The organism is Amycolatopsis eburnea, from assembly GCF_003937945.1.
GTDB lineage: Bacteria > Actinomycetota > Actinomycetes > Mycobacteriales > Pseudonocardiaceae > Amycolatopsis > Amycolatopsis eburnea.
The window spans coordinates 42040-55076 of record NZ_RSEC01000007.1 but is presented as its reverse complement, the minus strand read 5'-3'; the positions used below and the strand labels follow the sequence as shown (position 1 = coordinate 55076).

At 71.1% G+C, this 13037-nt stretch carries 10 protein-coding genes; 6 read left to right on the top strand and 4 right to left on the bottom strand.

Going from position 1 to position 13037, the window contains the following annotated elements; all coding sequences use genetic code 11:
- The first annotated feature begins 61 nt into the window (after nucleotides 1-61).
- The 4 genes from EIY87_RS00825 to EIY87_RS00810 are packed head-to-tail and all read left to right on the top strand — an operon-like array spanning nucleotide 62 to nucleotide 3382.
- Nucleotides 62-1768, top strand: coding sequence for an acyl-CoA dehydrogenase (locus EIY87_RS00825; RefSeq protein WP_125305692.1), 1707 nt, complete (start codon nucleotides 62-64; stop codon nucleotides 1766-1768).
- Nucleotides 1768-2214, top strand: coding sequence for a nitroreductase family deazaflavin-dependent oxidoreductase (locus EIY87_RS00820; RefSeq protein ID WP_191983894.1), 447 nt, complete (start codon nucleotides 1768-1770; stop codon nucleotides 2212-2214). The genes EIY87_RS00825 and EIY87_RS00820 overlap by 1 nt, the downstream gene beginning before the upstream one ends.
- Nucleotides 2211-2975, top strand: coding sequence for a 2-keto-4-pentenoate hydratase (locus EIY87_RS00815; protein ID WP_125305690.1), 765 nt, complete (start codon nucleotides 2211-2213; stop codon nucleotides 2973-2975). Before EIY87_RS00820 ends, EIY87_RS00815 begins: the two co-directional genes overlap by 4 nt.
- Complete coding sequence (locus EIY87_RS00810) at nucleotides 2972-3382, top strand: hypothetical protein (protein ID WP_125305689.1); 411 nt, start codon at nucleotides 2972-2974, stop codon at nucleotides 3380-3382. Before EIY87_RS00815 ends, EIY87_RS00810 begins: the two co-directional genes overlap by 4 nt.
- A gap of 75 nt (nucleotides 3383-3457) precedes the next feature.
- Here EIY87_RS00810 and EIY87_RS00805 read toward each other — a convergent pair whose 3' ends face one another.
- Complete coding sequence (locus EIY87_RS00805) at nucleotides 3458-5815, bottom strand: Tex family protein (RefSeq protein WP_125305688.1); 2358 nt, start codon at nucleotides 5813-5815, stop codon at nucleotides 3458-3460.
- 142 nt (nucleotides 5816-5957) lie between these two features.
- Between EIY87_RS00805 and EIY87_RS00800 the strand changes: the two genes are divergently transcribed.
- Together EIY87_RS00800 and EIY87_RS00795 are read left to right on the top strand one after the other, a co-directional pair.
- Entirely contained in the window at nucleotides 5958-7442 is a 1485-nt protein-coding gene (locus EIY87_RS00800; RefSeq protein ID WP_125305687.1) for a chitinase, read from the top strand.
- A gap of 177 nt (nucleotides 7443-7619) precedes the next feature.
- Nucleotides 7620-9332 (top strand): BTAD domain-containing putative transcriptional regulator, encoded by a 1713-nt coding sequence (locus tag EIY87_RS00795; RefSeq protein ID WP_158641272.1) that lies wholly within the window; start codon nucleotides 7620-7622, stop codon nucleotides 9330-9332.
- Here EIY87_RS00795 and EIY87_RS00790 read toward each other — a convergent pair.
- From EIY87_RS00790 to EIY87_RS00780, 3 genes are read right to left on the bottom strand one after another with little or no spacing between them, the layout of a single operon-like run.
- Nucleotides 9329-9811 carry a pyridoxamine 5'-phosphate oxidase family protein gene (locus EIY87_RS00790; RefSeq protein ID WP_125305685.1) on the bottom strand — a complete coding sequence of 161 codons (483 nt, stop codon included), beginning with the start codon at nucleotides 9809-9811 and terminating at the stop codon, nucleotides 9329-9331. The two genes, EIY87_RS00795 and EIY87_RS00790, sit on opposite strands and share 4 nt — an antisense overlap.
- A gap of 10 nt (nucleotides 9812-9821) precedes the next feature.
- Nucleotides 9822-11513, bottom strand: a complete 1692-nt coding sequence (locus tag EIY87_RS00785; RefSeq protein ID WP_125305684.1) for a GMC oxidoreductase — start codon at nucleotides 11511-11513, stop codon at nucleotides 9822-9824.
- Nucleotides 11513-12976, bottom strand: coding sequence for a flavin-containing monooxygenase (locus EIY87_RS00780; protein ID WP_125305683.1), 1464 nt, complete (start codon nucleotides 12974-12976; stop codon nucleotides 11513-11515). Before EIY87_RS00780 ends, EIY87_RS00785 begins: the two co-directional genes overlap by 1 nt.
- Between the last annotated feature and the right edge of the window lie 61 nt (nucleotides 12977-13037).

The window sequence follows — 13037 nt, the reverse complement described above, 5'->3', positions numbered from 1 at the left end:
GAGATTGCCCGCACTCGCGCGGCCTTGCTAAGTTACCGGTCGGTAATCGAGGAGGACGACCATGCTGCTGAACCCGCGCGAATACGACCCGGCGCACTTCGACGCCGAGACGCGGCGCCTGCTGCGCGCCACCATCGACTGGTTCGAGCAGCGCGGCAAGGCGAAGCTGACCGAGGACTACCACAACCGCGTCTTCTACGCGGACTTCCTCGAGTTCGCGGGCAAGGAAGGCCTGTTCTCGACGTTCCTGACGCCGTCGGCGAACGCCGGCGGCAACCCGGACAAACGCTGGGACACCGCCCGCGTCGCGGCGCTGTCGGAGATCCTCGGGTTCTACGGCCTCAACTACTGGTACCCGTGGCAGGTCACGATCCTCGGCCTCGGCCCGGTGTGGCAGAGCGGCAACGCGAAAGCACGCGAGCGCGCGGCGGCCGCCCTCGACGCCGGCGGCGTCGGCGCGTTCGGACTGTCCGAAAAGGACCACGGCGCCGACATCTACTCCTCCGACATGGTCCTCACCCGAGACGGCGACGGCTACCGCGCCACCGGCTCGAAGTACTACATCGGCAACGGCAACTGCGCGCGCACGGTGTCGGTCTTCGGCCGGATCGACGGCGTCGAAGGCCCGGACCAGTACGTCTTCTTCTACGCCGACTCCGAGCACCCGGACTACCACGTGGTCAAGAACGTGGTGCCGTCGCAGATGTACGTCGCCGAGTTCCGGCTCGAGGACTACCCGGTGCGCGCCGAGGACATCCTGCACGTCGGCGCCGAAGCGTTCAGCGCCGCGCTGAACACGGTCAACATCGGCAAGTTCAACCTCTGCTTCGGCGGCATCGGCATGGCGACGCACTCGCTGTACGAAGCCATCACGCACGCGCACAACCGCGTCCTGTACGGCAAGCCCGTCACGGACTTCCCGCACGTGCGCCGCGAGTTCGTCGAGGCCTACGCGCGGCTGACCGCGATGAAGCTGTTCTCCGACCGCGCCGTCGACTACTTCCGCAGCGCGAACGCGGACGACCGCCGTTACCTGCTGTTCAACCCGATCACCAAGATGAAGGTGACCACTGAGGCGCAGAAGGTGATCGGCCTGGTCGCCGACGTCGTCGCGGCCAAGGGTTTCGAGGCCGACACCTACCTCGCGATGTCCAAGAACGACATCGACGGCCTGCCGAAACTGGAAGGGACAGTGGCCGTCAACTTGGCACTGATCGGCAAGTTCATGCCCAGCTACCTGTTCGCGCCGCAGGAGTACGCGCCGGTGCCGACCCGCACCGACGCCGCGGACGACGAGTTCCTCTTCCGCCAGGGCCCGGCGCGCGGCCTGTCGAAGGTCCGGTTCCACGACTGGAAGACCGCCTACGCCGAAGCCGCGCACATCCCGAACGTCGCGCTGTTCACCGAGCAGGCCGGCTACCTCGTCAAGCTGCTCATCGAGGCGGCGCCGGACGAGGCGCAGCAGGCCGACCTCGACTTCGGGCTCGCGCTGACCGAGCTGTTCACGCTCATCGTGTACGGCCAGCTGGTCCTGGAGCAGGCCCGCATCACCGGTCTCGACGACGAGGTCACCGACCAGATCTTCGCGGTGCTGGTGCAGGACTTCAGCGCCGCCGCGGTCGACCTCAACGGCAAGGCGAGCTCCACCGAGGCCCAGCAGGCGATCGCGCTGGCCGCGCTGCGGAAGCCGGTCGTGGACACCGCGCGGTTCGAGAACGTCTGGGCGCGGGTGCGGGAGCTTTCCGGGGTCTACGCTATGACCCCGTGATGGCACGGAAGTACCGGCTCGGCGTGACGCGCAAGGCCGCGAACGTCGTCGTGACGGCGTTGCTGGCCCGCGGGATCCCGGTCACCGGCGGCACCGGGTTCCTGCTGACCACGCGCGGGCGCCGCAGCGGAAAGGACCGGACCACTCCGGTCAACGTCCTCGAAGCCGGCGGCAAGCGCTGGCTCGTCTCGCCGTACGGCCAGGTCGGCTGGGTGCACAACCTGCGCGCGGACCCGACCGCCGGGCTCCGGCGCGGCCGCGCGCGCGAGACGTGGGAGGTCGAGGAGGCCGACGCGGCGACGGCCGGGCCGGTGCTGCGCGCCTACGTCCGCAAGATCCCGGTGACGGCGCCGTTCTTCGACGCGAAGCTCAGCGACCCGGTGGCGGTTTTCGCCGCGGAAGCCGATCGACACCCGGTGTTCCGCTTGGCAAGATCAAGAGCGTGAACCGAGAGCGGGCGGCGGAGCTGATCTGGGACGCGTGGCAGACCGGGAAGCGCCTCGACGGCCTGCCTGCCGACGCCCGCCCGCGCGACGTCGCCGAAGGCATGGCGGCCCAGGCGGCGCTCGCCGGGCTGGCCGGCCCGGTGTCGGGCTGGAAGATCGCCGCGACCACGGTGTACGCCCGGCAGTACCTGGACGTTCCTGGCCCGCTGCCGGGCGTGGTGTTCGAGCGGTTCCACCACACCGAGGGCGAACCGGTGCCGGCCGACACGATGACCATGGGCGTCGCCGAACCCGAGTTCGCGTTCCGGCTCAAGGCCGACCCGGGCCCGTCGCCGTCGCTGACCGGGGTCCTCGACGCGGTCGACACGATGTTCCTGGCGGTGGAACTGCCGGACAGCCGCTACACCGACCACCAGCACGCGGGCGGCCCGCAGCTGCTGGCGGACGTGGCCTGCGCGGGCCGCTTCGTCGAGGGCCGCGCGGTGCCCGGCTGGCGCGACCTCGACCTCCCGCGCCGTCAGGTGGTCCTCCACGCGGATGGCGAGGAGTTCTCCCGCGGCAGCGGAAGCCTGGTGCTGGGCGACCCGCGCCTGGCCCTGCACTGGCTGGCGATGGAGCTGCCGCGCCACGGCCGTTCGCTGCGCCCGGGCGACATCGTGACGACGGGAACGGCGACACCCCCGTGCCCGATCCACGCGGGCGGCGAAGTGGTGGCGGACTTCGGCGAGCTGGGCAGCGTGGCAGTGCGGTTCGCCGCATGACGATCCGGCCGGGATTCCTGGTGCTGGCCGTGCTCGCCGGGGCGCTCGACGCGGGGTTCTGGTGGTTCGCGCGCGGGCAGCACCAGTCGGTCGCGCGGATCGGGTTCCTCGTCGCCTTCGTGGCGCTGCTGGCCCTGCTCGCGGTGGCCGCGGGCGTGGTGCGGTGGGAGGTGGCGGTACCGCTGGGAGCGGCGTCGACGTCGGGACTGCTGTTCGTCGGCGCGGCGGCGATCTTCAGCGTCGGCTTCGGGTTCCTGCTGCTGGCGGTCGTGGAGGCGGCGCTGGTCCGCCGTCTGGTGCTGGAGGACTCGCCGTCCGGCTGGCGCGGCGGCACCGGGGTGATCAGTTCGGCGGCGGCCGTCGTTCCGGTGGCCCTGTTCGCGATCGGGCTCTTCGCGCTCCGCTGAGCCCCGGCTGAAACGCCGTGAAGGCCACCTTGAGGAACTTGAAGTTCCTCAAGGTGGCCTTCACGAACCAGCGCCTTACTTGCCGAACCCGGCGCGGCGAAGGGCGTCCGCCATCGAGCCGCTGCCGCCGGAGTTGCCGCCGCGGTCGCGGCCGCCTCCGCGCCGGTCGCCCGAGCCGCCGCGGCGCTGGCCGCCACCGCCGCCCTGGCCGCGGTCGCGCTGGCCGCCGCCGCGGTTGCCCGACGGGGCGCCCGGCTCGTCGTCCAGGCGCAGCGTCAGGGAGATGCGCTTGCGCGGCACGTCGACGTCCAGCACCTTCACCTTCACGATGTCACCGGGCTTCACGACCTCGCGGGGGTCCTTCACGAAGTTCTTCGACAGCGCCGAAACGTGGGCCAGGCCGTCCTGGTGCACGCCGACGTCGATGAACGCGCCGAACGCGGCCACGTTCGTCACCACGCCCTCCAGCCGCATGCCCGGCTTGAGGTCGCCGATCTTGTCCACGCCCTCCGCGAACGTCGCCGTCTTGAACGCCGGGCGCGGGTCGCGGCCCGGCTTGTCCAGCTCGGCCAGGATGTCGGTCACCGTCGGGAGACCGAACGTCTCGTCGACGAAGTCACTCGGGCGGAGAGCCGACAACGTCCGCGTGTTGCCGATCAGTGACCTGAGGTCCGTGCCGGTCTTCGACAGGATCCGCCGGACCACCGGGTACGCCTCCGGGTGCACCGACGACGAGTCGAGCGGGTCGTCGCCGTCCGGGATCCGCAGGAAGCCCGCGCACTGCTCGAACGCCTTCGGGCCGAGGCGCGCGACCTCCTTGAGCGCCATCCGCGAGCGGAACGGGCCGTTCGTGTCGCGGTGGGCGACGATGTTCTCCGCCAGTCCCGTCGTGATGCCCGAGACGCGGGTCAGCAGCGGCGCCGAAGCCGTGTTGACGTCCACGCCGACCGCGTTCACGCAGTCCTCGACCACCGCGTCGAGCGAGCGCGACAGCGAGACCTCGGACAGGTCGTGCTGGTACTGCCCGACACCGATCGACTTCGGGTCGATCTTCACCAGCTCGGCCAGGGGGTCCTGCAGCCGCCGCGCGATCGAGACCGCGCCGCGCAGCGAGACGTCCATGTTCGGCAGTTCCTGCGAGGCGAAGGCCGACGCCGAGTACACCGACGCGCCCGCCTCGGACACCACGGCCTTCGTGAGGTTCAGCGAAGGGTGCTTCTTGATCAGCTCCTGGGCCAGCTTGTCCGTCTCGCGCGACGCCGTGCCGTTGCCGATCGAGATCAGGTCGACCTTGTGCCGCGCGCACAGCGCCGCGAGCTCGGCGATCGACTGGTCCCACTTGTTGGCCGGCTGGTGCGGGTAGATGACGTGGGTGTCGACGACCTTCCCGGTCGCGTCCACGACGGCCACCTTGACGCCGGTGCGGAAGCCCGGGTCGAGGCCCATCGTGGCGCGGGTGCCGGCCGGCGCGGCGAGCAGCAGGTCGCGCAGGTTGGACGCGAACACGCGGACGGCGTCGTCCTCGGCCGCCTGGCGCAGCCGCATCCGCAGGTCGATTCCCAGGTGCAGGAGGATCTTGGTGCGCCACGCCCAGCGGACGGTGTCGCCGAGCCACTTGTCGCCCGGGCGACCCTGCTGCGAGATGCCGAACTTCGCGGCGATGCGCTGCTCGTACTCGGTCGGCCCGACCTGCGGTTCGTCCGAGGGCTCGTCGGGCGCCATCGTGAGGTCGAGGACCTCCTCCTTCTCGCCGCGCAGCATCGCGAGGATCCGGTGCGAGGGGAGCTTGGTGTAGGGCTCGGAGAAGTCGAAGTAGTCGGAGAACTTCGCCCCTTCCTCCTCCTTGCCCGCGCGGACCTTCGCGACGAGGTGGCCCTGGCCCCACATCTTCTCGCGCAGGTCACCGATGAGGTCGGCGTCTTCGGCGAAGCGCTCGACGAGGATCGCGCGGGCGCCGTCGAGGGCCGCCTGCGCGTCCGCGACGCCCTTGTCGGCGTCGACGAACACCGCGGCCGCGGCCTGCGGATCGGTCGTCGGGTCGTTCAGCAGGCCGTCGGCCAGCGGCTCGAGACCCGCTTCGCGCGCGATCATGGCCTTCGTGCGGCGCTTCGGCTTGTACGGGAGGTAGATGTCCTCCAGCCGCGACTTCGTGTCCGCGGCGAGGATCGACGCCTCGAGGGCGTCGTCCAGCTTGCCCTGGCTCCGGATCGACTCGAGCACGGCGAGCCGGCGCTCGTCGAGTTCCCGCAGGTAGCGCAGCCGCTCTTCGAGCGTGCGCAGCTGCGCGTCGTCGAGCATGCCGGTGACTTCCTTGCGGTAGCGCGCGATGAAGGGCACGGTCGACCCGCCGTCGAGCAGCTCGACGGCGGCCTTGACCTGTCCTTCGCGCACGCCCAGTTCTTCGGCGATCTTCTGCTCGACCGACACGCTCACTCCAACACGCTCCCGCTTCGCCTGGCTTCGATCGTCACATTCTGCCGTTTCGGCCACCCCGACTTTCGGATGGGGCTCCTTGACAATCAGATTGGTCTAGTCCATTTTGTGGTGACCTGCCTCACCACAGCGGAGGTCTTCCGTGGTCCCCAAGGTTCGCATCGCTCTGCTCTCCTTACTTTCCGTGGTCACGCTGAGTCTCGGCGTGACGTTCGTGCTCGCCGGCAGCGCTTCGGCGGCGAACATCCTGGCCAACCCCGGCTTCGAAGCCGGCACTTCGGGCTGGACCTGCACCACCGCGCCCACCGCGGTGAGCACGCCGGTGCACAGCGGGAGCCGCGCACTGAGCGCGTCGCCGTCGTCGTCGGACAACGCGCAGTGCTCGCAGACGCTCACCGTTTCGGCTAACACCGCGTACAAGCTGTCGGCGTGGGTTCAGGGCAGCTACGTCTACCTGGGCGTTTCCGGTTCCGCGACGACCAGCACGTGGACGCCGGGCACCAGTGGCTACCAGCAGCTGTCGCTGAGCTTCACGACCGGCTCGAGCACGTCGCTGACGGTGTACCTGCACGGCTGGTACGGCCAGCCGACCTACTACGCCGACGACGTCAGCCTCGACGGCCCCGGCACCCCGCCCACCACGACGCCCACGACGCCGACCACCCCCACGACGCCGACGACGCCGCCCACCACGACCACCCCGCCGACGACGACCACGACGCCGCCGACCCAGGGTGACCTGCCGAAGCACGTCCTCACCGGCTACTGGCAGAACTTCTACAACGGCGCCAAGGCGCTGAAGCTGGCGGACGTCCCGACGAAGTACAACATCATCGCCGTGTCCTTCGCGGACGCCACCGGCACGCCCGGCGCGGTGAGCTTCACGCTCGACTCCGGCCTGTCTTCGCAGCTCGGCGGCTACACGGATGCGCAGTTCAAGGCCGATATCAAGACGGTGCAGGCGCGCGGGCAGAAGGTCATCATCTCCGTCGGCGGCCAGAACGGCACGATCAGCGTCGGCGACTCGACCTCGGCGAACAACTTCGCGAACAGCGTCAAGTCGCTGATCGCGAACTACGGCTTCGACGGCGTCGACATCGACCTCGAGAACGGCATCAACGCCACCTACATGGGCCAGGCGCTGCGGAGCATCTACAACGGCGGCGGCAAGGTCATCACGATGGCGCCGCAGACGATCGACATGCAGTCCACGCAGGGTGGCTACTTCCAGCTGGCGCTCGGCATCAAGGACATCCTGACGGTCGTCAACATGCAGTACTACAACTCCGGCACCATGCTCGGCTGCAACGGCAGCGTCTACGCGCAGGGCACGGTCGACTTCCTGACCGCGCTGGCCTGCATCCAGCTGCAGGGCGGCCTGCGTGCCGACCAGGTCGGGCTCGGCCTGCCGGCGTCGTCGCAGGCGGCGGGCGGGGGCTACCAGGCACCGGCCAACACGGTCTCGGCGCTGAACTGCCTGGCCAAGGGCACGTCGTGCGGCTCGTTCAAGCCGTCGGCCACCTACCCGGCGATCCGCGGCGCGATGACGTGGTCGATCAACTGGGACGCGACGAACGGGTACGCGTTCGCCAACACGGTGTCGGCCGGGCTCGCGGGCCTGCCGTAGCCGTTCTCGTCATGAAGGGGCCCTTCCGGACGCGGTCCGGAAGGGCCCCTTCATGACACCCCCAGCCGGGCGCGAGCCGTCCCCCGCGGCACACGCGCCTGCGCCGCTTACACTGCCGGAACAGGTGTGTGCGAACGTTGCGGAAACGTGGAATCCGCAGGTCGGGGAGGGAGTGCGGTGGTCAGGTACCGCGTACTCGGCACCCTCGAAGCCGAGTCCGGCGGCGCGCTCCTCGACGTCGGCCACGCGCGGCGCCGGTACGTGCTCGCGGCCCTGCTGGCCGAGCCGAACCGGCCGGTGCCGCTGGAGCAGCTCGTCACGCGTGTCTGGGGCGCGCACCCGCCGCACCGGGCGGCCGCGACGGTCCGGAGCTACGTCTCCCGGCTGCGCGCCGCGGGGTGCGTGATCGAGCGCACCGCGCACGGCTACCTGCTGCGCGTCGACCTGGACGCGCTGGACCTGCACCGGTTCCGGGAGAAGGTGTCCCTCGCCCGCGCCGCGGCCGGCGACGTCACCGCGGCCGCGCTCTTCGACGACGCCCTGGCGCTGTGGCGGGGAGAACCGTTCGCCGGGCTGGATTCGCCGTGGCTGACCGAGATCCGGGCGGGCCTGGAAGCCGAGCGGCACGCGGCCCGGCTGGACCGCAACGACGTCTCGCTGCGGCTCGGGCGGCACGCGGCGCTGCTGGCGAAGCTGCCCCGCGTCGCCGCGGACCACCCGTTCGACGAGCGGCTCGCCGGCCAGCTGATCCTCGCGTACTACCGCAGCGGACGGCAGGCGGACGCGCTGGCGCACTTCGAGCGAGTCCGGCGGCGGCTGGCCGGCTCGCTCGGCGCCGACCCGGGCCCGGCGCTGCGCGAGCTGCACCGCCGGATCCTCGCCGGCGACCCCGAGCTGGACGCGCCGCCCGCGCGCGCCGGCGCCCGGACCGGGTCGCTGATCGAGCTGGCCGCGATCCGCGCGGTCGCGACGTTGCTGATCGTGGCGCGCGAAGGCGACTTCGAAGCCGCGGCGTGGCGCGTCCGCAGCACGGCCGACGCGCTGGAGAAGGAGATCGGCGAGCTGGAGGCCGAGATCGGCGGCGCGCTGGTGGTGTCCGGCGAAGGCGGCGTCCGGCTGACGGAGCTGGGGGAGCGGCTGCGCACCGGCGCCCGCGCGGGCGTGGCCGAGCTGGCGGCGATCTTCACCGAGACCCGGACGGCCGAGCGCCGCATCGGCGGCCGCCTGCGCGTGGGCTACGTGGCGAGCCTCGGCGGCGACCTGGTGACGCGCGTGACGACGGAGTTCGAACGCCGCCACCCGGCGTGCCGCGTCACCCTGACCCCCACCCGGATCGGCCGGCGCTGGAACGAAACGGACCTGCTCGCCGAGGGCGACCTCGACCTGGTGCTGCACTGGTCCCCGGGCGGCGACACGCGCTCGTTCGCGCAGCCGAACCTGCGCACCGGCCCGGCGCTGCTGACCGTGCCCCGCGGCCTGCTGCTGCGCGACGACCACCCGCTCGCCGCGCGCGAGACGGTCAGCCTGGAGGACCTCGCGGACCACCGCCTGCTCGACCCGGGCAAGGCGCTCCACCCGGTGGCGCGCGACCTGTGGGCCCCGCCGGTCACGCCGTCGGGCCGCCCGATCCCGCGCACCGAGGAGGACGTCCCCCGCCTGATCGGCCGCACCCGCATCGGCGCCGAGGACATGCTTTCCCTGGTGGCGCGCGGCATCGGACTGCACATCTCGGTGGTGTCGCTGCTGGAGCGCTACCCGTTCCCGGGGCTGAAGGTGATCCCGGTGGCAGACATCCCGCCGATGCTCGCGGTCCCGGTGTGGCGCGCGTCGGAGGAGAACGAAGCGATCCGCGCGTACGTCTCGGTGGCCGCGGAACTGACGGCGGGCTAGCCGTTCTTGCGGCGGATCAGCTCTTCGACCGCGCTGGGCAGGGTCGTTTCGAAGTCGATGAGCTTCGCCCAGGACGGCGTCACCGTGATCCGCACCATGCCGTCCGCGTACAGCTCGCGAACCTCGGCTTCCCAGGCGGCGGCCTGCTCCGGCGGCATCCCGGCGGCCTGCCGCAGGAATTCGGCCGGGAGGTCGTCGAGTTCCTCTTGCGTGCTGGTCCCGCGGATGAGCAGGATCTTGGGCGGCTGCGCCTCGGTGTCGATCGTCAGCGCGACGGCGGGGTTCTTCCGCAGCGCTTTGACTTTCGCGGCGTTCTTGGCCGTGCACAGCACGATTTCCGCGCCGTTCCAGGTGAACCCGATCGGAATCGTCCGCGGCGTCCCGTCCCCGGCGACGTAACCGAGGCGCGCGATGTTCCGGGCGAGGAGTTCCTGGCTGGCCGGGCGGTTCAGGACGTCGATGACCTCGTTGGGCTCCACGCGGACGAGCTTAGCGAGAATCGGCGGGCGGATTCTGGAGAATTGCTTGAGGCACCACCGGCAACCGCAGGGCTCCCGGGGCGTCCGACGGGACCACCGGGTTCTTCGGCGCCACCGCCGCCACCCGGCGGTACTCCGCGCCCAGCGCCGGGCGGGGGTCGGCCTCGCCGTTGTTGGGCCAGAACGCCATCGCCCGCTCCGCCTGGGCCGTGATCGTCAGCGACGGGTTCACGCCCAGGTTCGCCGTGATCGCCGAGCCGTCCACCACGTGCAGGCCCGGGTGGCCGTACAGCCGCTGGTACGGGTCGACCACGCCCGTCTCCGGGGAGTCGCCGATCGTGCAGCCGCCGATGAAGTGGCCGGTGATCGGGATGTTCACCAGGTCCGTCCACGCGCCCTGCGGGAGGCCGCCGATCTTCTCCGCCACCCGGCGGGTCACCTCGTGGCCCGCCGGGATCCACTCCGGCGACGGCGCGCCCGCGCCCTGGCGGGTCGTCATCCGGCGGCCGAACAGCCCGCGTTTCGTGTACGTCGTCACGGAATTGTCGAGCGTCTGCATCACCAGCAGCCCGATCATCCGCTCCGACCAGTGCCGCGGGTTGTGGATCCGCAGGAGGTCACGGCGGTGCCGCCACAGCTCCCGCAAGCCCAGCACCCAGCGGCGACGGCCCGGCGAGCCGTCCACCAGCACCGTCGCCATCAGGCCCATCACGTTGCTGCCGCGCCCGTAGCGCACCGGCTCCACGTGCGTCACCTCGTCCGGGTGGATCGACGACGTGATCGCGACGCCGCGCGTGTAGTCCGTGTCCTTCCGCAGCGACCGCGCCGCCAGGACGGCCTCGGAGTTCGTCCGCGCCAGGAGCCCGAGCCTCGGCGAGACGCGCGGCAGGGTTCCGTTGTCGCGCAGGCGGTGCAGCAGCCGTTGCGTCCCGAGCGCGGCCGCGGAGAACACCACCTGCCGCGCGGTGAACGTCCGGCGCGAGCGGCGGCCGGTGCGCACGGTGTCCACCGCGTACCCGCCGTCGACCGGCCGCACCGACACCGCCGTCGTCAGCGGGTGGACCACCGCGCCCGCCTGTTCGGCCAGGTAGAGGTAGTTCTTGACGGTCGTGTTCTTCGCCCCGACCCGGCAGCCGGTCATGCACTCGCCGCACAGCGTGCACGACTGCCGCACCGGGCCGGCGCCGCCGAAGAACGGGTCCACCCCGGACTGTCCGAAGTAGACGCCGACCGGGGTCCGCCGGTAGGTGTGGCCGATGCCCATGTCGCCGGCCACCTCGGCCAGGACCCGGTCCGCGGCCGTCGTCGCCGGGTTTTCGACCACGCCGAGCATCCGCTTCGCCTGGTCGTAGTACGGCGCCAGCTCGGCCTTCCAGTCCGTGATGTGCGCCCACTGCGGGTCTTCGTAGAACTTGTCCGGCGGCTCGTACAGCGTGTTCGCGTACACCAGCGAACCGCCGCCGACGCCGGAGCCGCTCATCACGAAGGTGTTCTTCAGCAGCGTCAGCCGCTGGATGCCGAAACAGCCCAGCGCGGGCGCCCAGAGGTATTTCCGCAGCCGCCACGACGTCTTGGCGAACTCGTCGTCGGCGAACCGGCGGCCGGTTTCCAGCACGCCGACGCGGTAGCCCTTCTCGGTCAGCCGCAACGCCGTCACGCTGCCGCCGAACCCCGAGCCGATCACGAGGACGTCGTAGTCCATCACGCCACCACCCGGTAGTCCGCGGGATCGAGCCGCCGGGTCCGGCGGTCGTACTCGGTGACCAGGCCGGGCCAGTTGGTCGTGACGCGGCCGTCGGCCTGGCGGTACCAGCTCGTGCAGGCGCTCCACACGCTGTGGCCCAGCCGCTTCTGCACCTCGTCGTCGTAACGCCGTTCGACCTCGGGCAGCACGTCCAAATAGGACACACCGGGCCGGGTCAGCCGCTCGACCGCCTGGCGGATGTAGCGGGCCTGGCGCTCGATCATGTAGATGATCGACCCGGCGCCGAGGTTGGTGTTGGGCCCGTAGACGCAGAACAGGTTCGGGAACCCGGGCACGGCCATGCCGAGGTACGCCCGCGCGCCGCCCGACCACTCCTCTTGAAGGGACCGCCCGCCGAGGCCGCGCACGTCCATCCGGCCGAGGAACTCCGTCGCGGCGAACCCCGTGCCGTAGACCAGGACGTCCGCTTCGAGCTCGGTCCCGTCCTCGACCCGCACACCCTTCTCGGTGATCCCGGTGATCCGCCGCGTCTCGACGTCGACGTTCGGCTGGGCCAGCGCGGGCAGGTACTCGTTGGTGAAGAGGATCCGCTTGCAGCCCAGGGGATAGGACGGCGTCAGCTTCGCGCGCAGCTCCCGGTCCTTGATGTGGCGGCGGCGCAGCTGCGCGGTCCGCAGCTCGAACATCTTGGCCAGCACCGGGTGCTTCGTCATCGCGTAGGTCGCGTACTCGGCGAGCAGGAAGATCCGCAGCCGGCCGAGCAGCTGCGTGGGCGGCAGGTGCTCGAACAGCCAGTGCTGCCACCGCCGGTAGACCGGATCGGACTTTGCCATGACGTACGGCGGCGTGCGCTGGAAGACGGTGACGTGCTGGGCGTGCTTGCGCAGCTCGGGCACGAACTGCACGGCGCTGGCCCCGGTCCCGATCACGGCGACGCGCTTGCCGGTCAGCTCGACGCCGTGGTCCCAGCGCGCGGAGTGGAAGGCGTCGCCGGCGAAGTCGTCGCGGCCCGGGATGTCCGGCAGCACCGGCCGCGACAGCTGCCCGACGGCGGGGACGAAGACGTTCGCCTCGTACGTCTCGCCGTCCTTCGTCTCGACGCGCCAGAGGCCGCGCGTTTCGTCGAAGGTGGCCCCGGTGACCTCGGTCCGGTACCGGATGTGCGGCTCGAGGCCATACTTGGCGATGACGCCGCGCAGGTAGGCGAGGATGTCCGGCTGGTGCGAGAACCGCTTCGGCCACCGCGGGTTGGGCTCGAAGGAGAAGGAGTACAGCGGCGACGGGATGTCGCAGGCGGCGCCGGGGTAGGTGTTGTCGCGCCAGACCCCGCCGGCCTCGGCCGCGCTCTCCAGGATCGTGAACGCGGTGAACCCGGCGCGCTTCAGTTCGATCGCCGTCCCGATGCCGCCGAACCCGGTGCCCACGATCAGCACCGACGGCCCCTCCGCCGAACTACTCATGCGGGAAAAGCTACGCACCGAGGGGCTGTGACAACAGGACACGATCGGTCACCCGATCGAG